Origin of the sequence: Pseudomonas poae, assembly GCF_001439785.1 — a bacterium.
Classification (GTDB): domain Bacteria; phylum Pseudomonadota; class Gammaproteobacteria; order Pseudomonadales; family Pseudomonadaceae; genus Aquipseudomonas; species Aquipseudomonas poae.
In genome coordinates, this window is the sequence record NZ_JYLI01000028.1 from 17,903 (window position 1) to 42,951 (window position 25,049).

A 25,049-nucleotide genomic window follows, 5' to 3' on the forward strand; every position below is an offset into this window, starting at 1 on the left:
ACAACGAGTGACCTGAATCAACTGGTCCGATGATCCAAACGACACCCCTGCCATCCCATGCGCGCGGGCGTTTGATCAGCATAGACACTCAGGTCGCCACATCCGTTAGCCTGGAGTTCTACACATGCATCCCCGCGTCCTTGAGGTCACCGAACGGCTTATCGCCCGCAGCCGCGCCACCCGTGAGGCCTACCTTGCGCTCATTCGCGGCGCAGCCAGCGACGGCCCGATGCGCGGTAAGCTGCAATGCGCCAACTTCGCCCACGGCGTGGCCGGTTGCGGCACTGAAGATAAAAATAGTCTGCGCATGATGAATGCCGCCAACGTGGCAATTGTTTCTTCATATAACGACATGCTCTCGGCGCATCAGCCGTACGAACACTTCCCGCAACAGATCAAGACAGCCCTGCGCGAAGTCGGCTCGGTCGGCCAGTTCGCCGGCGGCACCCCGGCCATGTGCGACGGCGTCACCCAGGGCGAGCCCGGCATGGAACTGAGCCTGCTCAGCCGCGAAGTGATCGCGATGTCCACGGCGGTCGCGCTGTCCCACAACATGTTCGACGCCGCGCTGATGCTGGGTATCTGCGACAAGATCGTGCCGGGCCTGATGATGGGCGCGCTGCGCTACGGCCACCTGCCAATGGTCTTCGTGCCGGGCGGTCCGATGCCGTCGGGCATTTCCAACAAGCAGAAAGCCGATGTGCGCCAGCGCTACGCCGAAGGCAAGGCCAGCCGCGAAGAGCTGCTGGAATCGGAGATGAAGTCCTATCACAGCCCCGGCACCTGCACGTTCTATGGCACCGCCAACACCAATCAGCTGCTGATGGAAGTGATGGGCCTGCACCTGCCGGGCGCCTCGTTCGTCAACCCGTACACGCCGCTGCGTGACGCGCTGACCCGCGAAGCGGCGCACCAGGTCACGCGCCTGACCAAGGCCAACGGCAACTTCACCCCGATCGGCGAAATCGTCGACGAAAAATCCATCGTCAATTCCATCGTCGCCCTCAACGCCACCGGCGGTTCCACCAACCACACCCTGCATATGCCGGCCATCGCCATGTCGGCGGGCATCATCCTCACCTGGCAGGACATGGCCGACCTCTCCGAGGTGGTGCCGACCCTGTCCCACGTTTATCCGAACGGCAAGGCTGACATCAACCACTTCCAGGCGGCGGGCGGCATGTCGTTCCTGATCCGCGAACTGCTCGAAGCCGGCCTGCTTCACGAAGACGTCAACACCGTGGCCGGCAAGGGTTTGAGCCGTTACACCCAGGAGCCGTTCCTGGTCGACGGCCAACTGATCTGGCGCGAAGGCCCCATCGAAAGCCTCGACGAAACGATCCTGCGCCCCGTGGCTCGCGCGTTCTCGCCCGAAGGCGGCTTGCGCGTGATGGAAGGCAACCTCGGCCGTGGCGTGATGAAAGTGTCCGCCGTGGCGCCGGAGCACCAGGTGGTCGAAGCGCCGGCCGTGGTGTTCCAGGACCAGCAGGACCTGGCCGATGCCTTCAAGGCCGGTCAACTGGAAAAGGACTTTGTTGCGGTGATGCGCTTCCAGGGCCCGCGCTCCAACGGCATGCCCGAACTGCACAAGATGACGCCGTTTCTCGGCGTATTGCAGGACCGAGGTTTCAAAGTGGCGCTGGTCACCGATGGGCGCATGTCCGGCGCGTCAGGTAAGATCCCTGCCGCGATTCATGTGAACCCCGAAGCCCAGAGCGGCGGGCCGCTGGCGCGCGTGCGCGATGGCGATATCATTCGCGTGGATGGCGTTACCGGCACCCTGGAGCTTAAGGTGGACGCCGAAGAATTTGCAGCGCGCGCACCCGCCACGGGCCTGTTGGGCAATAACGTGGGGGCCGGTCGCGAGCTGTTTGCATTCATGCGCTTGGCCGCAAGCTCCGCAGAGCAGGGCGCCAGCGCCTTTACCTCTGCCTTGGAGACGCTTAAGTGAAGTTAGCGCTGGTCGGTGATATCGGGGGCACCAATGCCCGTTTTGCGTTGTGGCGCGATCAGGCGCTGCATTCGATCCGGGTGCACGCCACGGCGGATCACCAGAGCCCGGAAGAGGCGATCAAGGTTTATCTCAAAGAAGAAGGCCTGGAAATCGGGGACATCGGCGCGGTGTGCCTGTCGGTGGCCGGGCCGGTGAGCGGTGATGAATTCAGGTTCACCAACAACCACTGGCGCCTGAGCAAGACGGCGTTCTGCCAGGCCTTGCAGGTGGATGAGCTGCTGCTGGTGAATGATTTTTCGGCGATGGCCCTGGGCATGACCCGCCTGCAGCCCGATGAATTTCGCGTGGTCTGCGAAGGCACGCCGGAGCCATTGCGCCCGGCCGTGGTGATCGGGCCGGGTACGGGGCTGGGCGTGGGTACGTTGCTGGACCTTGGTGCGGGCCGTTTTGCCGCGTTGCCCGGGGAAGGCGGTCATGTCGACCTGCCCTTGAGCAGCGTGCGCGAAACCCAGCTGTGGCAGCACATTCACAGCGAGATCGGCCACGTCAGCGCCGAGACCGCGTTGAGCGGTGGCGGGCTGCCGCGTCTGTACCGGGCGATCTGCGCGGTGGATGGGCACGCGCCGGTGCTGGACACCCCTGAAGCCATCACGGCGGCCGGTCTGGCTGGCGACCCGGTGGCGATGGAGGTGTTGGATCAATTCAGCATCTGGCTGGGTCGGGTCGCCGGCAACAATGTACTCACCACCGGCGGGCGCGGCGGCGTGTACATCGTGGGCGGCGTGATCCCCCGGTTTGCCGACTTCTTCATCAACAGCGGTTTCGCCAAAAGCTTTGCGGACAAGGGCTGCATGAGCGACTACTTCAAGGGGATCCCGGTGTGGCTGGTAACCGCGCCGTATTCCGGATTGACCGGGGCGGGTGTGGCGCTTGAGCAGGCCTTTGGGTAGGCATTGAGTGCCCCCGATAGCGGCCTAAAGGGCACCAGATGCTTTAAGCTTGTCCCCACCACCCAGGAGGACCCCCGTGAGCGTAATCAGTAAATCCATTCTCCTCGTCGACGACGACCAGGAAATCCGCGAATTGCTGCAAACCTACCTCAGTCGCGCCGGCTTCCAGGTGCGTGGCGTGCCTGACGGCGCGGGGTTCCGCCAGGCGATGAACGAGGCGCCGTGCGACTTGGTCATTCTCGACGTGATGTTGCCGGACGAAGACGGCTTCAGCCTGTGCCGCTGGATTCGCCAGCATCCGCGTCAGGCGCAGGTGCCGATCATCATGCTCACCGCCAGTTCCGACGAAGCCGACCGCGTGATCGGCCTGGAGTTGGGCGCCGATGACTATATCGGCAAGCCCTTCAGCCCACGCGAGTTGCAGGCGCGAATCAAGGCGCTGTTGCGGCGCTGCCAGTTCGGCCAGGAGCGCAGCGGCACGGCAGATGTGCTGGTGTTCGATGAATGGCGCCTGGACATGATCAGCCACCGGCTGTTTCACGTGGACGGTGAAGAGGTGATTTTGTCCGGCGCCGATTTTGCCCTGCTCAAGTTATTTCTCGATCACCCGCAACAGATTCTCGACCGCGATACCATCGGCAACGCCACCCGTGGTCGCGACCTGATGCCCCTGGACCGGATCGTCGATATGGCCGTCAGCCGCCTGCGCCAGCGCCTGCGCGACACCGAAAAACCGCCGAGGCTGATCCGCACCGTGCGCGGCAGCGGTTACCAACTGGCAGCCAGCGTGGTTGCCGGCAATGCCCACTGAGTCGGTCACCGAACGCCGACGCCGCTTTCCCATCCCACGCTCGCTGCTGGGGCGCATGCTCCTGCTGACCTTGCTGGTGGTGTTGTTTGCCCAGGCGCTGTCCAGCGTGATCTGGGTCTCGCAACTGCGCGCCACCCAGCTCGAAGGCCTGGTCACCAGCGCCCGCAGCCTGGCGCATTCGATGACGGCCAGCGTGAGTTATTTCCGCTCGCTGCCGGTGGCCTATCGGCCCTTGGTGCTGGACCAATTGCGCAGCATGGGCGGCACGCGGTTTGTCGTGACCCTCAATGATCGACCGCTGGACATGGCGGTGCTGCCACAGACCCCGCGCAAGCAGGCGGTGTTGCAGGCGGTCGATGAGGTGCTGCGCCAAACCCTGGGCGGCGATGTGCTGATCTCGGTGGAGTTCGTCAGCGCCGAAGACCTGCGCATCTTCAATGCCGGCCTCAAGCTCGATGAACTGCCGCGCTCCTGGGCGCATTACGCGCTGACCCTGGAGCCGGTGAACCCGCCGGTGCTGGTCACGCAGATCAAGCTTGCCCCCGGCGAGTGGCTGTACATCGCCTCGCTGTTGCCCGAGCCGTACACCAGCCTGGAAGAACAAGGCCTGCCGTCGCAGCAGGTGTGGTTTATCGTGCTGACCAGCGGCTTGCTGCTGCTGTTTATCGGCCTGTTGGTGCATTGGCAGAGTCGTCCGCTCAAACGCCTCGCACGGGCGGCGCGGGACATGTCCCTGGGCGCCGATGTGGAGCCGGTGGCCGAGGGCGGCGGCAGCGAAGTGGTGGAAGTGGGCCGCGCGTTCAATGCCATGCGCGAACGCATCAGTCGCTACCTGACCGAACGCAGCCAGTTGTTCAGTGCGATTTCCCACGACCTGCGCACGCCGATCACCCGCCTGCGCCTGCGCGTGGAACTGCTCGAAGACGAAAACCTGCAAACCAAGTTCGGCCGCGACCTGGACGAGCTGGAGCTGCTGGTGAAGGGCGCGCTGCAATGCGTGAAAGACACCGACATCCACGAGAACATCCAGCCGGTGGACCTTAATCATGTGCTCGAATGCCTGGTGGAGCCTTATCTGGCGCCCAACGGCAACGGTCGCGTGACGCTGAACGGGTATGCCCTGGCGGCGTATGCGGGCAAGCCGCTGGCGCTCAAGCGCTGCATCGGCAACCTGATCGACAACGCCTTGAAGTATGGGCAGAACGCCCATTTGCACATTGAGGACGATGGCGCGCAGTTCATCCTGCATGTGGATGATGAAGGCCCCGGCGTGCCGGAGCAGCGTCTGGAGCAAGTGTTCGAACCGCACTTCCGCCTGGCCGGGCACCAGCAGGGGTACGGGTTGGGGCTGGGGATTGCGCGCAACATCGCCCATAGTCACGGCGGCGAAGTGAGTTTGCAGAACCTGCGTGAAGGTGGCCTGCGCGTCACCTTGCAGCTCCCCCGCGGATTAGACTGAATATACGCAGGACTACCGTGGGAGCTGGCTTGCCTGCGATGGCGGTGGGTCAGTTAATACAATGGTGACTGGCACACCGCCATCGCAGGCAAGCCAGCTCCCACATTGTGCTGCGCGCGCATCAGATGCTTTGGCGCAACCGGGCCAGGTCTCTCAGGGGCGGCGCACCAAACAGCCGGCTGTATTCCCGGCTGAACTGTGACGGGCTTTCATACCCCACCCGATACCCCGCCGCCGACGCTTCCAGCCCTTCGGCGATCATCAACCGCCGCGCCTCCTGCAGGCGCAGTTGCTTCTGGTATTGCAGCGGGCTCATCGCGGTGATCGCCTTGAAGCGGTGGTGCAAGGTCGAGACGCTCAAGTTCACTTCCCTGGCCAGGTCATCGATGCGCAACGGTTGCTCATAGTTGCCGTTCAACCAGGTGATCGCCTGGCTGACGCGATGGCTCTGACTGTTGGCCACGGCGATTTCATACAGCCGATAACCCTGCGGCCCACGCAGCAGGCGGTAGAGGATCTCGCGGTTGATCAGCGGCGCGAGCATCGCGATATCCTTTGGGGTGTCCAGCAGTCGCGCCAGGCGCAGCACTGCATCGAGCAGCGAGTGGTCGATGCGGTCTACATACATCCCGCGCGATGTCGGTCGCGAAGGCACGCCCATCGGGCCCGCTTCTGCAATCAGGGCCGTCAGTTGCGCCGGGTCGATATTGATGCGCACCGACAGGTTGGGGTCTTGCGGCGTGGCGTCGATGATCCTTCCGGCCACGGGCATCGCCACTGAAAACACCAGGTAGTTGAGCGGGTCGTAGGCAAAGATTTCATCAGCCAGGCGCACTTCCTTGCTGCCGCTGGCGAGGATGCACAGCGCAGGTTCCACCAGCACCGGCATGAAGTCGCGTGGCGTGTTTTGCCGGTTCAGGTACAGCGAGGTGATCGCCGTGCCGTAGGAACCTTCTTCCCAGGTATGGCGTTGCACGATGCTGGCGAGTTCAGCGCGCTGTTTTTCCATCTCGGCATCGAGGGGAAGATGCTTGGGGTCGGGCGACGACATGGAACGTCCTCTGCGTATTGCGTTGATGGCCTGAGCTTAGCGGTGGATCTTCCAAGCGTGTTATGTCGATTCTGCTCAATCCTTGCCTGATCCTGCGAGCAGGCGTGAATCAGGCAATGACGAGGGCGGTCATCGCCCGAAAATACTGAGCATGGTCTGGAATAAACCCCGGGCGGCTGACGTCCTCCCTACGCTTTTCGCAGGATTGTGCAATAAGCCTGCAGGATTCGACTAACCGCGCGCGCCGCTGCGGCCTTATCGTTGATCCTGTGGCAACACGCCCCCTCAGTGCTTGCCGAGCATCACTTCTCAACGGGAGAGTCGAACATGTCCACCCCCATTCCCGCGAGCCATATGGCCTTTATCCGTGCCCGTAGCGGGTGCAGCACCGAACTCGGTGCACGCTTGAGCAGTTTGATCGAACCGGGCCGTCAGGCTCAGGGTTGCCTGCAATTTTCGTTGCAGCATTCCCACACCGATCCCGATGTATGGCTGGTCTCGGGCTTCTGGAGCAGCGAGCAGGCAATGAGTGCCTACTTCAATTCGCCGGCGCTGATGATCTTCACCGAGCTGTTGAACGATAGGGTGGTGCGCAGCATGGACTTCCAGACGTTCAGCGACGCCTCGGCCGTCAATGCCTATGGCGAGTACCTGCAACTGGCCGGTTAGGGTTTAGAATGGCCGACTTTCAATTGGCCAGGACCTGCCACATGGCACGCAAACAATTTGCCCATCACGAAGCCGTTTCCGCCGTAGTACCGGGTGAAGGGGGCTACAGCGCCGCCGTTGCCGTCAAAGCCCTGGACGGCATGGGCGCACCGCGGTTTCACAAGATCCTTGACGGGCAGCGCTTCAAGACGGCGTCCGATGCTGATGACGCGGCCGCCGTGCAGCTTGAGCGATTGATCGATGTCGACGAAGAGGGCGTGCTGAAGTGGGAATCTGCCGCTAGCTGAAAACGTGGGAAGGCGCTTGCCCCTTCCCACATTCGGTTGCCTTGCAATCAGGGTTTGGTGGCACCCGGGCGGTACATCTTGAACAGCGCCTCCGGACCCAGCTGGAAGTAATCCGCCGGGCCGCCGCCACGCAGGATCGGCTCGGCGGCTGCGGTGTCGTAGATGCCGTCCTTGAGCAGCCACTTGGCAATGTGCACCGCCACCACCTCGCCCAGCACCAGCCAGCTTGGCACCAACTCTTTGTCAGCGCGCTGCAACTGGATGATTTGCGTCACCTTGCACTCGAACGATACCGGGCTCTCGCCCACCCGTGGCACGCCGACGATTTTCGAGGCCACCGGCGTCAGGCCTGACAGTTGGAACTCATCCACCTGCGGCGAGACGGCCGCACAACTCTGGTTCATCTGCTCGGCCAGCGGGCGGGTTGCCAGGTTCCAGACAAACTCGCCGGTCTGTTCGATGTTGTTCAGGCTGTCTTTGCGTCCGACACTGGAAAACCCAATGATCGGCGGAATGTAGTTGAACGCGTTGAAAAAGCTGTAGGGCGCCAGATTCAGGCAGCCCTCGCGGTCGTGGGACGAAATCCAGCCAATCGGGCGCGGGCCGACAATCGCGTTGAACGGATCATGGGGCAGGCCGTGGCCATTGGCGGGTTCGTAGAAGTGGATATCGTCAGACATGGCCTGTTCCGTACTCGGTTCTGGGGCACGCATCATAACCAATGTGGGAGCGGGCTTGCTCGCGAATGCGGTCTGTCAGTTATCGAATGGATGACTGACACTGCGCATTCGCGAGCAAGCCCGCTCCCACCGTTTCTTGGCGAGTCGGCTCTTTTAGTCGGTGGTAATGCGCGAGTGCTTGCGGGTGTCCTTCATGGTCACGTAAACCACCAGCGACACCGCGATACACGCCGTCACATACCAGTAGTAGCCGGTCTCCATGCCGATGCTCTTGAACCACAGCGCGATGTATTCAGCGGTGCCGCCGAAGATCGACACGGTCAGTGCATAGGGCAGGCCCACGCCCAGCGCGCGGATTTCGGTCGGAAACAGCTCTGCTTTGACCACCGCGTTGATCGAGGTGTAACCGCTGACGATGATCAGCGCTGCCATGATCAGGAAGAACGCGCCCCACCAGGACTGGATGGTGTGCAGGGTGGTGAGAATCGGCACGGTGAACAGGGTGCCGAGGATGCCGAAGGCGATCAGAATCGGCCGTCGACCGACCTTGTCCGACAGGCTGCCCACCAGGGGTTGCAGGCACATGAACAAAAACAGCGTCGCCGCCGAAATGGTGGTGGAGTCGGAAATGCTCATGCCCACCGTGTTCACCAGGTATTTCTGCATGTAGGTGGTGTAGGTGTAGAAGGCCAGGGTGCCGCCCATGGTCAGGCCGACCACGGTGAGGACTTCCTTGGGATGGCGGATCAAGGTGCGCATTGCGCTTCCCTTGGCTTTTTCCTTCTTGGTGAACGACTCGGTTTCTTCCATGCCACGACGCAGGAACAAGGCGACCACGGCACACAGCGCGCCGATGGCGAACGGGATGCGCCAGCCCCAGGCATACAGCTGCTCGGTGGTCAGTACCTGTTGCAGCACAATCAGTACCGCCAGGGCGATGAGCTGGCCGGAAATCAGGGTCACGTACTGGAAGCTGGAGAAGAAGCCACGACGTTCCTTGGTCGCCATTTCGCTCAGGTAAGTGGCCGAGGTGCCGTACTCACCGCCTACCGAGAGGCCCTGCAGCAAACGCGCGAATACCAGCAGGATCGGTGCGCTGATTCCGATGGTGTCGTAACCCGGGGTCAGGGCGATCAGCAATGAGCCGAAGCACATCAGCAATACGGAAGCCATCAGCGCGGCCTTGCGGCCTTTGTAATCGGCGTAGAGCCCCATCAGCCAGCCGCCGATGGGGCGCATGATAAAGCCCACGGCAAAGATTGCGGCGGTGTTCATCAGTTGGGCATTGGAAGAGCCGGCGGGGAAGAAGGTTTTGGCAAAGTACAGCGAGAAGGCGGCGTAGACGTACCAGTCGTACCACTCGACCATGTTGCCGACCGATCCGCTGAAGATCGATTTGATACGGCTTGCCGTCGTGCGTTCTTTTGCCGGCGCAGCCGCCGAGCCCAGAGGCAGGGAGTTGGAGTTATCCATTGAAGGATCCTTCATCTAGTTGTTTTTATGGAGCGGCGCGAACGCAGCGTGGTTCGGCTGTAGCAGGAGGTGTGCCAGGTGGGGAAAGAGCCGGGGCAGAAGGGGGGCGGGAGTTTTTTGAGCGGAAAGTCGCTGATGGTTTGCAGCGGATGAGCGGAAATCCGCTTATGGCTGTCGGCGCTATCGCAGGCCGCTAGAGAAACATCTCCCGCGCCAACCCATGGCGCTGCATCTTTTCATTCAGGGTCCGACGCGGCAGTTGCAGTTCCGCCAGCACCGCCTTGATATCGCCTTTATGCCGGGCCAGCGCAGCTTTCAGGCAATGGGCTTCAAACGCCTCTTGCTGCGCCGCCAGCGATTGGCCGGCATCCATCCCCTCCGGTTCCGGTTCGCCCAGCCCCAGCACCTGGCGCTCGGCGACGTTGGCCAATTCCCGCACATTGCCCGGCCAGTCGTGGCTGAGCAGGCGACCCAACTGTGGCCCGCTCAACGGTTCGATGTTGCGGCCCAGGCGTTCGGCGGCGCTTTGTGCAAAATGCTCGTACAGCAGCGGGATATCTTCGCGGCGTTCGCGCAGCGGCGGCAGGCGCAGTTGAGCGACGTTCAATCGATACGCCAGGTCTTCACGAAACCGCCCCGCGCGGGCCTCTTCAAGCAGGTCCGGCTTGGTGGCGGCAATGATGCGCAGGTCCACCTGGATGCTCTGGTTGGAGCCCAGTCGCTCCAGTTTCTGCTCCTGTAAAACGCGCAGCAGCTTCACCTGCTGAGCCAGGGGCATGCTTTCGATTTCATCCAGAAACAGCGTGCCGCCATGGGCATATTCGAGCTTGCCGATGCGCTTGCCCTGGGCGCCGGTGAACGCGCCACTTTCGTGGCCGAACAGTTCGGCTTCAAATAACTGCTCGGGGATCGCCGCGCAATTGAGGGCCACGAACGGCTTTTTCGCCCGCGGCCCGAAATCATGCAGGCAGCGCGCGACCAGCTCCTTGCCGCTGCCGGTCTCGCCGCGAATCAGCACATTGACCGGCAGGCTCGCCAGGTCCATGACCTGGCGCCGTAACGTTTGCAGGCCCTTGGACACGCCCAGCAGGCTGGTTTCCAGCCGCGCGCGATGATCGGCCTGCTGATGCAGGCGCCGGTTCTCCAGCACCAGCCCGCGTTTGTCCAACGCACGGCGCAGACCGTTGAGCAGGTCCTGCGGGCTGAAGGGTTTCTCCAGAAAATCGTAGGCGCCGTCGCGCATGGCTTCGACCGCCATCGGCACATCGCCATGGCCCGTGAGCAGGATCACCGGCAAGTCGACATCGCGGCGTTGCACTTCGGCCAGCAGCTGCAGGCCGCTCAAGCCCGGCATCCGCACGTCGCTCAGAATGACGCCGGGGAAATCCCTGGGCAGTTGCGCCAGGCATTCCTCGGCACGGCTGAACAACTGCACTTCAAATCCGGACAGGCGCAACCATTGCTCGACGGCCGTGCGAATGCTGGCTTCGTCATCGACCACAATTACCGCGTTCAACATAGGTCCGGTGTCTCCAGCGCGACAGGCAGGGTGAGGGTGAATACGGCGCCATCGCCACGGTTGGCGGCGCTCAGGCGCCCGCCCAGTTCGTGCACGATAGCGTAGGACACCGCCAGTCCCAAGCCGAGCCCGTCGCCCACCGGCTTGGTGGTGAAGAACGGGTCGAACACACAGGCCAAGTGTTCGTCGGCAATCCCGCCGCCGCTGTCGGCAACAGTCAGTTGCCAGCATTGTTCATCGGCGTGCAGGCGGATCTCCAGGCGCTTGCGCGGCGTGTCGGCCATGGCGTCGAGGGCGTTGCGCAGCAGGTTGATCAGCACCTGTTCCAGGCGGATCGCGTCGCCGCGCACCCAGGCTGGGCGGGTCAGGTCCAGCATCACGCCGATGGCTTCATCACGCAGGCGTGCGTCGAGCAAGTGCAGGGACTGGTCGACCACCGTGGCCAGATCAAGCCGTTCGCGCAGGCCGCTGGGGCTCTTGCGGGCGAACGTCTTGAGGTGGCCGGTGAGAGCGGCCATGCGCGTGAGCATATCGTCCAGCGGCGTGAGGGCCTGGTAGGCGTCATCCACGCGGCCGTGGTCCAGCAGCAGGCGCAGCGTTGCCAGTTGCATGCGCTGGGCGGTCAGTGGCTGGTTGATTTCATGGGCTAGGGCGGCCGACATCTGCCCCAATGCCGCCAGCTTGGCCGACTGCACCAGGCCGTCCTGCGCCGTGCGCAGCGCCTGGGTGCGTTCCTCGACCAGTTGTTCAAGCTCTTCGCGGCTGCGCTGGCGCAGACGGGCCAGGCGCCAGCGCTGGCTGAGGAACAGCACCAGAAATACCAGCGCCAGCCAGGAACCGGCGGCGGCCAGACCCGCGTTGCGTTGGTCTTCAAAGGCGAATTGCGGTTTGCGCAGCAGGTGCAGGGTCCAGCCCTCGGCTTTGAGGGGCAGGGACTCCCAGATGTAATTGGCATTGCCATCCGGGCCGTTGACGCGCATCAGATGACTGTTTTCGCCGAAGCGTTGCAGGGTGCTGGTTTCCAGCGTTTGCAGATTTTTCTTGTCGTACTGGCGCGTGGCTTTGAGTTCGGCCAGGTCGCTGCCTGACAAGGGCCGAAGGTTGCGATAGCGCCAGCCCGGCTGGTTGGCGATAAACACAATCCCGCGCGCGTCGCTGACCAGCAGCAGGTCGTTGCCTTGGGCCCATTCGCGTTCAAGCTCGGGGAATTCCAGCTTCACCACCATGGCGCCGAGGAACTGCCCGTGTTCGTCGAGCACCGCACTGGAGAGAAAGTAACCCGGTATGCCGGTGGTCACCCCTACCGCATAAAAACGCCCGGTGCCCTGGCTCAGGGTCTGGCTGAAATAGGGACGAAATGCGTAGTTGTGGCCCACGTAGCTACTCGGCAGGTTCCAGTTACTGGCCGCCACGGCCAGGCCGTTGCGGTCCATCAGTTCCAGGGTGGAGGACTGCGCGGCAGCATTGATGCGCTCCAGCTTGCGGTTAAGCACATCCTGGGTCGCGGCATCCAGAGGGTCTTTGAGGGCGCGGATCATTTCCGAGTCCAGCGCCAGCACGGCAGGCAGGGCGCGGTAACGCTCGATCAGGGTGTGCAGCGAGTTGGCGTACAACGCGAGCTGCTGATTGGCGCGAGTCGCATCGTCCACCAACGCCTGGCGCTCGGCATGACGCGTTGCCAGGGCGGCGGCCAATAGCGCACCGGCGATGATCAGCAGGGAGTAGAAGGTGAGGCGCAGGGGGCGGGGGATCACGATCATACGGTGATGAGCAGGCACAGTTGGGAGGAGCGCACCATAGCATGCGCTGCTTGAGTCTGTGGCGAATGGGCTTGTGTGGGAGGGGGCTTACCCCAATGTCGTTCAGTTAAGCCCGCTCCCACATTTGACGGTATTCACAGTAAAAAAGGCGACTGGGCCTTGGGCCGCAGTCGCCTTTCTCCTTGCGGGAGTGTGCTTACTGCACTTCCACCGCCAGGCTTTCACTGATCTTTTTCTGCCAGATGGCAGGACCGGTGATATGGACGGATTCGCCGTTGCTGTCCACCGCGACGGTGACCGGCATGTCTTTGACGTCGAACTCGTAGATCGCTTCCATGCCCAGTTCGGCGAAGGCCACTACACGCGACTTCTTGATGGCTTGCGCCACCAGGTAAGCGGCGCCGCCCACGGCCATGAGGTACACGGCCTTGTGGTCCTTGATAGCGTCGATCGCAGTCGGGCCGCGTTCGGATTTGCCAATCATGCCCAGCAAACCGGTTTGCTCAAGGATCTGACGGGTGAACTTGTCCATCCGCGTCGCGGTGGTCGGGCCGGCCGGGCCAACCACTTCTTCGCGCACCGGATCAACCGGGCCCACGTAGTAGATGAAGCGACCCTTGAGGTCCACCGGCAGGGTTTCACCCTTGTTGAGCATCTCGACCATGCGCTTGTGCGCCGCGTCGCGACCGGTGAGCATCTTGCCGTTGAGCAATACGGTTTCGCCCGGCTTCCAGCTTTGCACGTCTTCGGCGGTGAGGGTGTCGAGGTTGACACGACGGGCCGACGGGCCGGCTTCCCAGACGATTTCCGGGTAGGCGTCCAGCGGTGGTGCTTCCAGCGACGCCGGGCCGGAACCGTCCAGCACGAAGTGGGCGTGACGGGTGGCGGCGCAGTTGGGGATCATGCACACCGGCAGCGAGGCTGCGTGGGTCGGATAGTCCATGATCTTCACGTCGAGCACAGTGGTCAGGCCACCGAGGCCCTGGGCGCCGATGCCCAGTTGGTTAACCTTCTCGAACAGCTCCAGGCGCATCTCTTCGATGCGGTTGGAAGGGCCGCGCTTTTTCAGCTCGTGAATGTCGATGGATTCCATCAACACTTCCTTGGCCATTACCGCGGCTTTCTCGGCGGTGCCGCCGATGCCGATGCCGAGCATGCCCGGCGGGCACCAGCCGGCGCCCATGGTCGGAACGGTCTTGAGCACCCAGTCGACGATCGAGTCGGACGGGTTGAGCATGGCCATTTTCGATTTGTTTTCTGAACCACCACCCTTGGCGGCCACGTCCACTTCCACGGTGTTACCCGGGACGATGGAGTAGTGGATCACGGCGGGGGTGTTGTCCTTGGTGTTCTTGCGCGCACCGGCCGGGTCGGCGAGGATGGAGGCGCGCAGGACGTTTTCCGGCAGGTTGTAGGCGCGACGCACGCCTTCGTTGATCATGTCGTCCAGACCCATGGTGGCGCCATCCCAACGCACATCCATGCCCACGCGCACGAACACGGTGACGATACCGGTGTCCTGGCAGATCGGGCGATGGCCGGTGGCGCACATGCGCGAGTTGATCAGGATCTGCGCCATGGAGTCACGGGCCGCTGGCGATTCTTCGCGCAGGTAGGCTTCGTGCATCGCCTGGATGAAATCCACGGGGTGGTAGTAGGAGATGAATTGCAGGGCGTCGGCAACGCTCTGAATCAGGTCGTCTTGCTTGATCACGGTCATGAGTCGCGCTCCTCTATAAGGGAACATTCAATAAAGGTGGCTTCAGTGTTGCGTCGGTCGGCTGAGGCCACCTTTCCAAGGCACGCCATTGGTGCAGGCGCGACGCTAAAAAGGCGCGGCAGTATAACGCGGTGCGGTGGGCGATACATCCGGCTATGTTCATGAATGCCTGGCTCGATTGGGTTGCAGGAGCGAGCTTGCTCGCGAAAAACTTGAATTTGATGGGTTTCGCCAGGCCCCCCGCGTTATCGTTAGCGATCTTCGCGAGCAAGCTCGCTTCTACAGGTGAGAGTTATATGCCTGAACTGCATGTTGGCGAGCGCCACTGGTCGGTCCCTGCCGGCAGCAACCTGCTGGATGCCTTGAATCAGGCGGGGGTGGCCGTGCCTTACAGTTGCCGGGCGGGCAGTTGTCATGCCTGTCTCGTGAGGTGTCGCGGCGACGTTGAAGACAAACAGCCCGACGCCCTGAGCCCGGCACAACGCCAGGACGGCTGGCGCCTGGCCTGCCAGTGCCAGGTGATCGGTGATGTGCAGGTTGAAGCCTTCGATCCCTTGCGTGACGGCTTATCGGCACAGGTGACGGCGGCCGATTGGTTGAATGCCTCCGTGCTGCGCCTGCGCCTGCAGCCGGAGCGTGGTTTGCGTTACCGCGCCGGGCAGCACCTTGTGCTGTGGGCGGGGCAGGTGGCGCGCCCGTATTCGCTGGCGAGCTTGCCGCAGGAAGACGCCTTTCTGGAGTTTCATCTCGATTGCCGTCAGCCTGGCCAATTCAGCGATGCGGCGCGTCGTCTGGCGGTGGGTGACCCTCTGCGCCTGGGCGAACTGCGCGGCGGGGCGCTGCACTACGATTCGGACTGGCAGGCGCGACCCCTGTGGCTGCTGGCCTCCGGCACGGGGCTGGGCCCGCTGTGGGGCGTATTGCGCGAAGCCTTGCGCCACGATCATCAGGGCGCCATCCGCGTGATTCACTTGGCTCACGATGCCAGCGGCCATTACCTTGCCGAACCGCTGGCGGCACTGGCCGCCAGCCATCCCAATCTGACGGTGGAGTTGTGGACGGCAGCAGGGCTGGACGCGGCGTTGGCGCAACTGCGGGTGGTTTCCCGGCAAACCCTGGCTTTACTCTGCGGGCACCCCGGCAGCGTCGAGGCGTTTTCCAAGCGCTTGTTCCTGGCAGGCCTGCCGCGTAATCAACTGCTGGCCGATGTGTTCGTGCCCCGGGGTTAAGCGATCCATCGTGAGAGCGGACTTGCCCGCGGAGAGGCCCTCAAACTCGGCACATCCGCTCACTTGAAATGCAAAAAGCCCCGCCATTCACATGGCGGGGCTTTTGTTTTTCAGCGTGTCACTCAGAACTGCGGGTCGCCCACGTGCAGAATCTTCATGCCATTGGTACCGCCGGTGGTGTGGTAGCTGTCGCCCTTGGTCAGGATGACCCAGTCGCCTTTCTCCACAACGCCGCGCTTGACCAACTCGTCGATGGCGGCCTGGCTGACTTCATTAGGCGGCAACGAAGCGGGGTCGAACGGCACGGTATAGACGCCACGGAACATCGCCGCGCGGGCCTGGGCTTCGCGGTGCGGGGTGAACGCGTAGATCGGCACCGAGGAACGGATGCGCGACATGATCAACGGCGTGTAGCCACTCTCGGTCAAGGCGATGATCGCTTTAACGCCTGGGAAGTGGTTGGCGGTGTACATGGCCGCCAGGGCAATGCTCTGGTCGCAGCTTTCGAAGACCTTGCCAATACGGTGGCTGGAGGTCTTGCTGGTCGGGTGCTTTTCGGCGCCGACGCAGATACGCGCCATCGCCTGCACGGCTTCCAGCGGGTACGGGCCGGCGGCACTTTCGGCCGAGAGCATCACGGCGTCGGTGTAGTCGAGCACGGCGTTGGCCACGTCGGAGACTTCGGCACGGGTCGGCATCGGGTTCTGGATCATCGACTCCATCATCTGGGTCGCCACGATGACCGCTTTGTTGTGGCGGCGAGCGTGCAGGATGATCTTCTTCTGGATGCCGATCAGCTCGGCGTCGCCGATTTCCACGCCCAGGTCGCCACGGGCAACCATCACGGCGTCGGACGCCTTGATCAGGCCGTCGAGGGTTTCGTCATCGGCCACGGCTTCAGCGCGTTCGATCTTCGCCACCAGCCAGGCGGTACCGCCGGCTTCGTCGCGCAGTTTACGGGCGTATTCCATGTCGGCGGCGTCGCGCGGGAAGGACACCGCGAGGTAGTCCACTTCCATTTCGGCGGCGAGCTTGATGTCGGCCTTGTCTTTTTCAGTCAGGGCCGGGGCGGTCAGGCCACCGCCGCGACGGTTGATGCCTTTGTGGTCCGACAACGGGCCACCGATGATCACGGTGCAATGCAGTTCAGTCGGGGTGGCGGTGTCGACACGCATGACCACGCGGCCATCGTCGAGCAGCAGTTCGTCGCCGACGCCACAGTCCTTGACCAGATCCGGGTAGTCGATACCCACGACCTGCTGGTTGCCTTCGGTGAGCGGATGGCTGGTGGAGAAGGTGAACGGGTCACCGATCTTCAGCTCGATGCGCTTGTTGGCGAATTTGGCGATACGAATTTTCGGGCCTTGCAGGTCACCCAGCAAAGCGACGAAGCGGCCGTGCTTGGCGGCCAGGTCACGCACCAGCTTGGCGCGAGCCTTGTGCTCGTCCGGGGTGCCGTGGGAGAAGTTCAGACGGGCAACGTCCAAACCAGCCAGAATCAGCTGTTCGAGGACTTCCGGCGAGTTACTGGCCGGGCCAAGGGTGGCGACGATTTTGGTGCGACGGACGGACATGCACGGACTCCTGAGTTCAAGCGCTGGGGAAGGCTACTATGCTCTTTGGTTGTAGTCATTGTTCGTTTGCACTACTTATCGACGATTGGCCCGTTTCAGCGTCAATTGAATAGACAACATCCTTGAAGATTTTCGACGAGGGGTCGATACACTGCACAAGACAGGAGAACCCCCATGCGAATTTTGCTCGTTGCTGCCCTGGCCGTCAGTGTAGTCGGCTGCACCCGCTGGTCCATGGACCATCATTTGAACAACGCCTACCGTGCGTACAAGGTGGGTGACTGCGAGCGCGTGACCCTGGAATTGTCCCAGGTCGACCGTGAAAGTCGTACCCGGCGCTACGTGCAGCCGGAGGTTTCGATGTTGCGCGGGCAGTGCCTGGAGCGCCAGAAGCTGTTCGTGGATGCGGTGCAAACCTATCAGTTCATCATCAGCCAGTATCCGTCCAGCGAATACGCGTACCGCGCGCGCGCCCGACTCGACACGCTGCAGCAGTTGGGTCATTACCCCGGCGCCAGCGTCGCGAAACCCCGGCCCGCATCCCTTTGACGATATTTGTCACACTGCCACTGGCCGGTTTCGTGTCTTAAGCTATTATTTGAATGTCTGTTTGATGTGTTTATCTTCAAACGGATGGAATGCTTGGAATTGGTAGATTCATAGTGATGATGGGCAACACTTTCGTCGCGCCAATTTCAGGGAGAGCGGGCCTGTATCGCCGTTCCGAATCACTGGCTCGGCCAGAGCAATATCCAATGGATGGCAGTCATCATGTTTACTGATCGACGTATTGAGCGGCATGAGTTGTCCCGTTTCCTGCAAGTGTTCAACCGGTTTACGGACAAGCCGATTGGTTACCTGGGCAATGTGTCTGAAGATGGACTGATGTTGATCAGCCAGTTGCCGATGATGGTCGGCGCGACGTTCGAACTGTGCGTGAAGGCCCCCATGGCGAATGGGGACGTTCAGACAATTGACCTCACAGCTGAGTGTTTGTGGAGTCGTGAGGACGTCAACCCGCAGCACTACGACTCAGGTTTCAGTGTGGTTGTGGCACCTGCGGATTACAGCCAACTGATCAGCGCATTATTGCGTTACTTCAGTTTTGATCCCATGCAGGCTTCGGCCTAGACACCGCGCGTTGTCGACCCGGCCAGGTGTGTTTGCTTTCGCCGTGGTCGTGCGCATTTTTCACAGCACCCCAGCTTTTTTCCAGCCCATGTAACGCGTCACCAATGCCGGCCCCAGCGCTGAGGGCAGGGTATCCAGTACGGTCAAACCGTGGGCGCTCAGACGATCATGCAATTCGTCGCGCCGGGTGAGGTAATCGACGGCGCCGCTGTAGGCCAGTGCCTCGGGCAATGTTTGCACGGGAAACTGGCGCAGTTGGTCGAGCACTTCCTCGCGCAGGCTGGCAACCAGCACCCGGTGTTGGCGGCTGATGCGCTTGACTGCAGTCAGTAATGCCTCATCGTCCTCGTCCCGCAGGTTACTCACCACTATAACCAGCGCACGGCGTTTTTGTCGGGCCAGCAGTTGGCTGGCAGCGGCTTCGTAATCGGCGGTGCGTTGGGTGGTATCCAGGTCGTAGACGCTATTGAGCAACAGGGTCAACTGGCCGGTGCCTTTGACGGGCGCCAGGTAACGCGGCTGATCACAGGCAAAGGTGCACAGCCCCACCGCATCGCCTTGACGCAGGGCGACGTAGCTGAGCAGCAGGCAGGCATTGAGCGCGTGGTCGAAATGGGAGAGCTCGGCATCCTGGCTGCGCATGCGCCGACCGCAATCGAGCATGAACACGATTTGCTGGTCGCGCTCGTCCTGATACTCCCGGGCGATGGGCGTGCGTTGGCGTGCGGTGGCCTTCCAGTCAATCTGCCGCAGGCTGTCGCCTTCGCGAAACTCGCGCAACTGATGAAACTCCAGCCCTGAGCCGCGTCGCGGATGCTGTCGAACGCCCAGTTGGCTCAGCCAGCTGTCCACCCCGAGCAACTGTGCGCCATACAGACGCGCGAAGTCCGGGTAGACGCGAGTGGCATCGGCCACGTCCACAAAGCGCCGAGCCGACCACAACCCCAGCGGACTGGGCAGGTGAATCTCGCACCGAGTGAAACTGAAATGCCCGCGCCGCAGCGGACGCACGCGATAGCCCAACTCGCTGCGCGCGCCGGGGCGCAGTTCAACCAGTTGAGGCATGTTCTCCACGTTCAGCCCATCGGGTACGTGATCGAATACCTGCACGGTCAGCGGCTGCAGATAATCGTGATGCAGGGTCAGGCGCACTTCGCCCCAGCGGCCCAGGGCCAGACTGCCAGGCATCTGCCGTTGCACGCTGATGCCCGGGCGGCGACGCAGGCGAGCGGCGTCCAGCAGGGCCAGCAGCAACAGCGCCAGCAACAGGCCCCACGCCACCTGGTGCAGGGTGTCGGGCATCTTGAACTGCAACGCAGCGGCGATACCCAGCAGGGTGCTCAAACCCAGCAGGACACCGAGCCAGATCAGCAGCAGACGGGTTGGCTTCATAGGTGGCTCATTGCCTCGGTGCTGGAATCTGATCCAGCAGTTGCTTGAGCACCTGGTCTACGTCCAGCCCATCGATGTCCAGTTCGGGAGCGATTCGTACCCGGTGACGAAGCACTGCCATGGCGCAGCTCTTGATATCGTCCGGGGTGACAAACTCGCCGCCGCGCAACAGGGCGCGTGCGCGGGCGCCGCTGACCAGGGCAATGGAGGCCCGCGGGCCCGCACCGATGGTCAGCCCGGGCCAACTGCGGGTGGCGCGAGCCAGGCGCACGGCATAGTCGAGCACCTGCTCATCCAGCGGCATTTCAGTAGCGACCTGCTGCAGGTGCAGCACATCCGCAGCTTGCAGCACGGTACGCAGCGGTTGTATATCCAGCATGTCGGCACGCGAGGAGCGCGTGACTTCGCGCACCATGTCCAGTTCCTGCCGAGCATCCGGGTAGTCCATGCGAATCTTCAGCATGAAGCGGTCCAGTTCGGCTTCCGGCAACGGATAAGTACCTTCCTGCTCAATGGGGTTCTGAGTGGCCAGCACCATGAATGGCTGGCCGATGGGCAGCGCTTCGCCCTCCAGAGTCACTTGGCGTTCCTGCATGGCCTCGAGCAGCGCCGCCTGGGTTTTGGCGGGCGCGCGGTTGATTTCGTCGGCCAGCAGCAGGTGAGTGAACAGCGGACCCTTGCGCAGCTTGAATTGTTCGGTGTGCAGGTCGTAGACGGCGTGACCGGTAACATCGCTGGGCATCAGGTCGGGGGTGAACTGGATACGTGCGAAATCACCGTCGAAGCAGCGGGCCAATGCGCGAACGAGCAACGTCTTGCCCAACCCCGGCACGCCCTCAAGCAATACGTGGCCGCCGGCAATCAATGCCGTCAGTACGTCATCAATCACCACGTCCTGGCCAATCACCGCCTTGCGCAGTTCAACGCGCAAAGCGTTGGCCAAGTCGCTGGCCTGTAGCAAGGTGGCGCTGGTCAGGGGCGTGGCGCTGGGAAATTCACTCATAGGGCATTCCTGAGGGTTTGCAGGCACGCCACCTGACGGCTGAAATCGGCGCTGGAAAGCCGTTTTGCCGCAAGTGGCTCGAGGGCCTGGCTGATGACGTGAGGAGGTTGGCGAGTGAGGTGTTCGAGGACCTGACACTGGGCCGCGTTATCGAGGTGTTCAAAGCCGGTGTGGCGGCGCCGCGCGGCGCGCAGGATATCGCGCTGCAAGGCCTGCAACAGTGTGCGCTGGCCACTGCGGCGCAGCAGAAAGTCCGCACTGGCCTTCAGGTGTTCCTGCAATTGCCGACGCGCTCTGGGTGTCGGCGCCTGCACCGGTCCCTGGCGCATGCCTGCCTGCCAGAGTGCCAGGGCAATCAGCGCGGCAAGCGCTACCAGGGCCTGAGGGAAGTAGCGCATCAGCAGGCTGAGCAGGTTGTCGACATCACTATTGAACAGCAACGTGACGGTCGTGTCCTGGTTCAGGTACCACAGCAGCCAGGCGTTATCGTGTTGGCCGATTATGGGGGCTTTCCAAAGGTCGCTGTCGGTGACTACCGTGACTCGGCCTTGCCCCAGATTGAGCTGCATCAGGTGGCTGGCCCTGGCGCTGTTGGCGGAAAACTGGGCCAGATGCCTGGGGTCGGTCAAGTTGAAGTCGGTGTCGAAACTGAAATAAGCCGGTGCGGTTTCATTGTCGACGTAGAGTTTGGTCAGGTCTGGCGTGTTCTGCTTGCGCGCGGGAGCCGGTTCCTCGGGCTCGTCACTCAACAACTGATGGAGGTGCAGTCGATCGAGCAGCAAGTCGCCGCTTTTATCGGTCTCTTCATCCCAGAGCGCTTCGGCGACCAGCAACAGGTGTCCGCCTGACCTCGCCCAGTCCAATAGTTGATCTGCCTGACGTGGGGTCATGTTGCCGCGCTCGCCCAGCAGCAACAGGCTATTACCCTCGGCGGGAAGGTCGGCGAGCCTATTCAGGCCATTGGCATGCTCAACCACAAGGCCTTGCCGGCGCAGGAACTGTTCTGCCGCAAGGTAGGGATTGGCCAGCACCTCCGGCGAGGGGCCGCGGTCGACGACTTCGTCATACGGAATGGCTTTGCTCCACAGAAACAACCCGCCGGCCCCAAGCAGACCTGCCAGTAGCAATCCCACCCACAGCAATGGCCGGTTCATTGGGTAGCACCTGCGTTGAACAAGCTGCGCCAATCGCGGCACAGCTGTTGTTGTGCAAACGCGGGAGGCAGCCGGTGACCGTAGGCAAGGTTTTGCCAATGGCGAGTCAGGTCGTTGCTGAAGGAAAGCAGGTCTGGTTGTTGCAAGTGTTCAATGCGCTCCAGCACCTGGCCCTCGGTATCGGCGTTTGTCAGCGGCAGGTTGAAGTCGTGCAGCAATCGGCTGAGCAGGCCACGGTAGAGCAGTCCGAGGGCCTCACGTGGTTGAGTGGGCCACAGTTGCGCGGCGGCGCTGGCGATATCGTCGGGCAGGGTCTCGGCGCCTACCGCGAGGCCGAACAATTGCGTGGGCACAGGCAAGTCGGTGTCGAGATTGAGCGGCCCGCGCCGGCTGACAAAGGTGCGCAGCCAGTCGCGATAACGCCAGACCAGCAGCGCCACGCCGCCCGCCAGCAAACTCCACAACAGGACTTCGAGGCCCCGAGCCAGATGTTTGAAGCTGCTGCTGTTGAAGTTGTCCAGCAGTGCCTCAAGCCAGGCGGGAAGTTTGCCATCGCCACGCGCCTGGTTTTTTACCGCAGTTTTTTCTTCGCCGAAACGATAGCGCGTGACAGTCTCTGGATTCTTGAAAGGTGGCTTTTCCAGCAAGGTCTTGATCGATTGGCTGGCGGCCTGGGTGCTGACCGGTTTGGACGGGCTGGCGTCAGCCGCCATGGACGACTGGCTGAAGAAGGGCGCCAGCATCAGACCTGCAACCAGCAGCAACAGCGGCGCGACGCTGCCCAAGCGGTCTCGAAGGCGGCGGAACACCAGCTCCAGGTCCCAGGCCTCGAGTACGGTCCGGCGGTTGAGGTACAGGCTGAAACCGCAGGCGACGTAGATCGGTTCCCAGAACACCAGGATCAATGCATAGAACGCGTTGCTCATGTGCTCCAGCCACAGCGCTTGCGAACCGCTCGCCTGTGCCAGGCGTTGCCAGTCCCAGTCCAGCTCGATCTGCTGGGGGATGAGCAGGTAAAACAACGCCATGGCGCCGAACCACAGCGTTATTTCAAGGCACATCCCAAGCAGGGTGAGCCAGCGTGCGGCTCCACCGTTGCGCTGCAGCAGCACACCCAGGCGTTTCTGACGCGCGTCGCCATCGAGTCCTTCGAGCTGGCTGACGGGCATCACAAAGCTGCGACTCAGGCTGAGCCGTCGCCAGATCAAGCTGCTCAACAACTGGCCTTTGAGCAGACGCGGCCACTGGCGTACGGCCTGCTTGACGCTGGGAGTCTCGCCAAACAAAGATTTGGACAGGATGTACAGCGGCAAGCGGTCGAACGCCGGTTTCAGCCACCAGAAAACAAGCACAGCGGTGGACGGATATTTCCAAAACACGGCACTGAGTAAAATGAATAGCGGCAAGCTTACAATCGCCCAGCTGGCCATCAGCAGCAAACGGTGCTCACGGGCCATGAGTACGCCAAGGTCCATGGCTTCCCAGGGCGTGCGCGGGCGAATCACGACGCTTGCGTCACTCAGGCGCATGGCGGGTCCGTCCGGTCAATGTCAGGTAAGCGGCCACCAGCAGCCACAGCACGGCGCCCACCAGGTACTTGATCCAGGCGGCCGTGGTGGTGGAGGACGACCAGTACGCTTCGATAAACGCCGCAATCAGCAGCAACAGCATGACGCCGCAGAGCATCTGCATGCTTTTGCGCGCCGCCAGCCGCAGCGATTCGGCGCGTGTGAGGCGCCCGGGCGCGATCAGTGCCCAGCCCAGTTGCAGACCGGCCGCGCCGGCGAGGGCGATGGCAGTGAGTTCGAAAGCGCCATGGCCGATAACGAACGACCAGAAGGTCTGGCCGTAGCCGATTTCAGTGAGGTGTCCGGAGATGGCGCCGATGATCAAGCCGTTGTAGATCAGGAAAAACACGCTGCCCAGCCCGAACAGCAAGCCGGCGGCAAACGTCTGAAAGGCAATCCCGATGTTATGCATCACGTAGTAACCGAACATCATCCAGTCTTCACTGGCGGCGCGGTCGGCAAGGCGTCCCAGGCGACTGGCCTCAGGGTCATACATGCCTTGCATCTCGGCGACCTGCTGCGGGCTGACAATGCTGTAGACCAACTCGGGAAACAGGTACACCAGCAGCGCAACCACCACCAGGCTGCCGAAGAACAGCAGCCCGGCGATCAATACGAAGCGCCACTGCTCGCGTACCAGTCGGGGAAAATCGGCCAATACGAAGCTCAGTATGTTCGCGGTCAAACGGCTGCGATGCCGGTACAGTTGTTGGTGGCCGCGCAATGCCAGTTGTTGCAGCGGGTCGACCAGGTAACTGCTGTAGCCGCGCTCCTGGGCCAGGGCCAGGTGCTGGCAAAGGCGCCGGTACTGATGGGGAAAGTCGGCCATATCGCCAGCCTTGCGCTTGCCTTGCTCCAACTGCTTCAGTTGTTCGGCAAAGGCTTGCCACTGCGGTTGGTGACGGCTTTCGAACAGGCTCTGCTTCATGTCGGCCCCAATAAGCCACGCGCAACGCCATTGAGTTGCTCTGCGGCGCGCGCCGCTGGCACCTGCAGGGGCATTGCGAGGATGGACGCCAGTTCGTGCACTCGCTCTGCTGACAGTTCACCCTGGCGCTCGGCGAATCCAAGGATGGCCCGTTGTTCGTTGAGCTCCAGAGTGAAGGGCAGGCCCAAAGGCGCGGCTTGGGGTATTTTGGGGCGGGCCGCCGGCTGTTGGCGATAAATCACCAGCGTACCGGCGGCGAGATCGCCGAGTCGTTTGAAATGGGGATGTTGCAGGCAACTGACGGCGCCAAAAAAGTAGCCGAAAGGCAGCATGTCGACAAAGCGCAGCAGGTTGCGGATAAGCGAAGCGGACCATCCGATGGGCGTGCCGTCATCCTGCACCACGCGCAAGCCCATGACTTGCTTGCCGGGTGAGCAGCCCTGGTTAAGCACTTCGAACAGCACCATGTACCACCAACTGACCAGAAACAGCAGCAGCGAACCCAGGCCGATGCCGATATTGCCCAACAGCGCCAAGGGCACCAGCAGGATACCCATGGCCAGCCCGCGTACGCCCAGGTCGAAGGCAAAGGCCAGTGCCCGTGGCAGCAGGCCGGCGGGACGCAGGGGCAGGTCGATGCCTTCCGGGGTCTCGATCTGGTAGCGGGTGTCCAATGGGGCTGATTGCATCGCGATCCCTGGCAGTGCGGAGCGGCTGGAAGACACGGATGCTAGCAG

The 25,049-nt window shown here is 62.3% G+C and carries 22 protein-coding genes; 9 read left to right on the forward strand and 13 right to left on the reverse strand.

Going from position 1 to position 25,049, the window contains the following annotated elements; all coding sequences use genetic code 11:
• The first annotated feature begins 124 nt into the window (after nucleotides 1-124).
• From edd to TU75_RS24505, 4 genes are all read left to right on the forward strand, one after another.
• The gene (gene edd, locus TU75_RS24490) at nucleotides 125-1,951 is read left to right on the forward strand and encodes a phosphogluconate dehydratase (RefSeq protein ID WP_060550415.1); all 1,827 of its coding nucleotides are present in this window, start codon (nucleotides 125-127) and stop codon (nucleotides 1,949-1,951) included.
• Entirely contained in the window at nucleotides 1,948-2,904 is a 957-nt protein-coding gene (locus TU75_RS24495) for a glucokinase (protein ID WP_060550416.1), read from the forward strand. Before edd ends, TU75_RS24495 begins: the two co-directional genes overlap by 4 nt.
• Before the next feature lie 76 nt (nucleotides 2,905-2,980).
• Complete coding sequence (locus tag TU75_RS24500; protein ID WP_003237599.1) at nucleotides 2,981-3,715, forward strand: response regulator; 735 nt, start codon at nucleotides 2,981-2,983, stop codon at nucleotides 3,713-3,715.
• Nucleotides 3,705-5,174, forward strand: a complete 1,470-nt coding sequence (locus TU75_RS24505; RefSeq protein ID WP_060550417.1) for an ATP-binding protein — start codon at nucleotides 3,705-3,707, stop codon at nucleotides 5,172-5,174. The genes TU75_RS24500 and TU75_RS24505 overlap by 11 nt, the downstream gene beginning before the upstream one ends.
• 121 nt (nucleotides 5,175-5,295) lie before the next feature.
• On the opposite strand, the gene TU75_RS24510 is transcribed toward TU75_RS24505, so the two are convergent.
• Entirely contained in the window at nucleotides 5,296-6,225 is a 930-nt protein-coding gene (locus TU75_RS24510; RefSeq protein WP_003237603.1) for an AraC family transcriptional regulator, read from the reverse strand.
• Between the two features lie 327 nt (nucleotides 6,226-6,552).
• Between TU75_RS24510 and TU75_RS24515 the strand changes: the two genes are divergently transcribed.
• Both TU75_RS24515 and TU75_RS24520 read left to right on the forward strand, forming a co-directional pair.
• Nucleotides 6,553-6,894 carry an antibiotic biosynthesis monooxygenase family protein gene (locus TU75_RS24515; RefSeq protein ID WP_003237605.1) on the forward strand — a complete coding sequence of 114 codons (342 nt, stop codon included), beginning with the start codon at nucleotides 6,553-6,555 and terminating at the stop codon, nucleotides 6,892-6,894.
• An 8-nt stretch (nucleotides 6,895-6,902) separates the two neighbouring features.
• Entirely contained in the window at nucleotides 6,903-7,181 is a 279-nt protein-coding gene (locus tag TU75_RS24520; protein WP_080627581.1) for a hypothetical protein, read from the forward strand.
• Nucleotides 7,182-7,228: 47 nt separating this feature from the next.
• Here TU75_RS24520 and TU75_RS24525 read toward each other — a convergent pair whose 3' ends face one another.
• From TU75_RS24525 to TU75_RS24545, 5 genes are all read right to left on the reverse strand, one after another.
• Complete coding sequence (locus TU75_RS24525; RefSeq protein ID WP_003237609.1) at nucleotides 7,229-7,861, reverse strand: flavin reductase family protein; 633 nt, start codon at nucleotides 7,859-7,861, stop codon at nucleotides 7,229-7,231.
• A 153-nt stretch (nucleotides 7,862-8,014) separates the two neighbouring features.
• Nucleotides 8,015-9,334, reverse strand: a complete 1,320-nt coding sequence (locus tag TU75_RS24530) for an MFS transporter (protein WP_060550418.1) — start codon at nucleotides 9,332-9,334, stop codon at nucleotides 8,015-8,017.
• Between the two features lie 193 nt (nucleotides 9,335-9,527).
• Nucleotides 9,528-10,853: a sigma-54-dependent transcriptional regulator gene (locus TU75_RS24535; protein WP_060550419.1), complete on the reverse strand. Its 1,326-nt coding sequence runs from the start codon at nucleotides 10,851-10,853 to the stop codon at nucleotides 9,528-9,530.
• Nucleotides 10,847-12,613 (reverse strand): sensor histidine kinase, encoded by a 1,767-nt coding sequence (locus tag TU75_RS24540; protein WP_060550420.1) that lies wholly within the window; start codon nucleotides 12,611-12,613, stop codon nucleotides 10,847-10,849. The genes TU75_RS24535 and TU75_RS24540 overlap by 7 nt, the downstream gene beginning before the upstream one ends.
• A 196-nt stretch (nucleotides 12,614-12,809) precedes the next feature.
• Nucleotides 12,810-14,333: a fumarate hydratase gene (locus tag TU75_RS24545; RefSeq protein ID WP_003237617.1), complete on the reverse strand. Its 1,524-nt coding sequence runs from the start codon at nucleotides 14,331-14,333 to the stop codon at nucleotides 12,810-12,812.
• 296 nt (nucleotides 14,334-14,629) lie between these two features.
• Between TU75_RS24545 and TU75_RS24550 the strand changes: the two genes are divergently transcribed.
• Nucleotides 14,630-15,562, forward strand: coding sequence for an iron-sulfur-binding ferredoxin reductase (locus tag TU75_RS24550; RefSeq protein WP_015372858.1), 933 nt, complete (start codon nucleotides 14,630-14,632; stop codon nucleotides 15,560-15,562).
• A 122-nt stretch (nucleotides 15,563-15,684) separates the two neighbouring features.
• Here the strand turns inward: TU75_RS24550 and pyk are convergent, their stop codons facing one another.
• A complete protein-coding gene (gene pyk / locus TU75_RS24555) occupies nucleotides 15,685-17,136 on the reverse strand; it encodes a pyruvate kinase (RefSeq protein ID WP_003237621.1) in 1,452 nt (483 codons plus the stop codon).
• A gap of 174 nt (nucleotides 17,137-17,310) precedes the next feature.
• Here pyk and TU75_RS24560 point away from each other — a divergent pair, with 174 nt between their 5' ends.
• Both TU75_RS24560 and TU75_RS24565 read left to right on the forward strand, forming a co-directional pair.
• Nucleotides 17,311-17,685, forward strand: coding sequence for a tol-pal system YbgF family protein (locus TU75_RS24560; protein ID WP_003237623.1), 375 nt, complete (start codon nucleotides 17,311-17,313; stop codon nucleotides 17,683-17,685).
• Nucleotides 17,686-17,907: 222 nt separating this feature from the next.
• Complete coding sequence (locus TU75_RS24565; RefSeq protein WP_060550421.1) at nucleotides 17,908-18,267, forward strand: PilZ domain-containing protein; 360 nt, start codon at nucleotides 17,908-17,910, stop codon at nucleotides 18,265-18,267.
• Between the two features lie 60 nt (nucleotides 18,268-18,327).
• On the opposite strand, the gene TU75_RS24570 is transcribed toward TU75_RS24565, so the two are convergent.
• Genes TU75_RS24570 through TU75_RS24595 form a run of 6 tightly spaced genes read right to left on the reverse strand, consistent with a single transcriptional unit; the run spans nucleotide 18,328 to nucleotide 25,001 of the window.
• Nucleotides 18,328-19,659 (reverse strand): DUF58 domain-containing protein, encoded by a 1,332-nt coding sequence (locus TU75_RS24570; protein ID WP_060550422.1) that lies wholly within the window; start codon nucleotides 19,657-19,659, stop codon nucleotides 18,328-18,330.
• 7 nt (nucleotides 19,660-19,666) lie between these two features.
• Complete coding sequence (locus tag TU75_RS24575; RefSeq protein ID WP_003237630.1) at nucleotides 19,667-20,662, reverse strand: AAA family ATPase; 996 nt, start codon at nucleotides 20,660-20,662, stop codon at nucleotides 19,667-19,669.
• Entirely contained in the window at nucleotides 20,659-21,816 is a 1,158-nt protein-coding gene (locus tag TU75_RS24580) for a DUF4350 domain-containing protein (RefSeq protein ID WP_060550423.1), read from the reverse strand. The genes TU75_RS24575 and TU75_RS24580 overlap by 4 nt, the downstream gene beginning before the upstream one ends.
• Complete coding sequence (locus TU75_RS24585; RefSeq protein WP_060550424.1) at nucleotides 21,813-23,345, reverse strand: DUF4129 domain-containing protein; 1,533 nt, start codon at nucleotides 23,343-23,345, stop codon at nucleotides 21,813-21,815. The genes TU75_RS24580 and TU75_RS24585 overlap by 4 nt, the downstream gene beginning before the upstream one ends.
• Nucleotides 23,332-24,312, reverse strand: coding sequence for a stage II sporulation protein M (locus TU75_RS24590; protein ID WP_015372853.1), 981 nt, complete (start codon nucleotides 24,310-24,312; stop codon nucleotides 23,332-23,334). Before TU75_RS24590 ends, TU75_RS24585 begins: the two co-directional genes overlap by 14 nt.
• On the reverse strand, nucleotides 24,309-25,001 hold the full coding sequence (locus TU75_RS24595) for an RDD family protein (RefSeq protein WP_003237638.1): 693 nt from the start codon (nucleotides 24,999-25,001) through the stop codon (nucleotides 24,309-24,311). Before TU75_RS24595 ends, TU75_RS24590 begins: the two co-directional genes overlap by 4 nt.
• Nucleotides 25,002-25,049 lie beyond the last annotated feature (48 nt).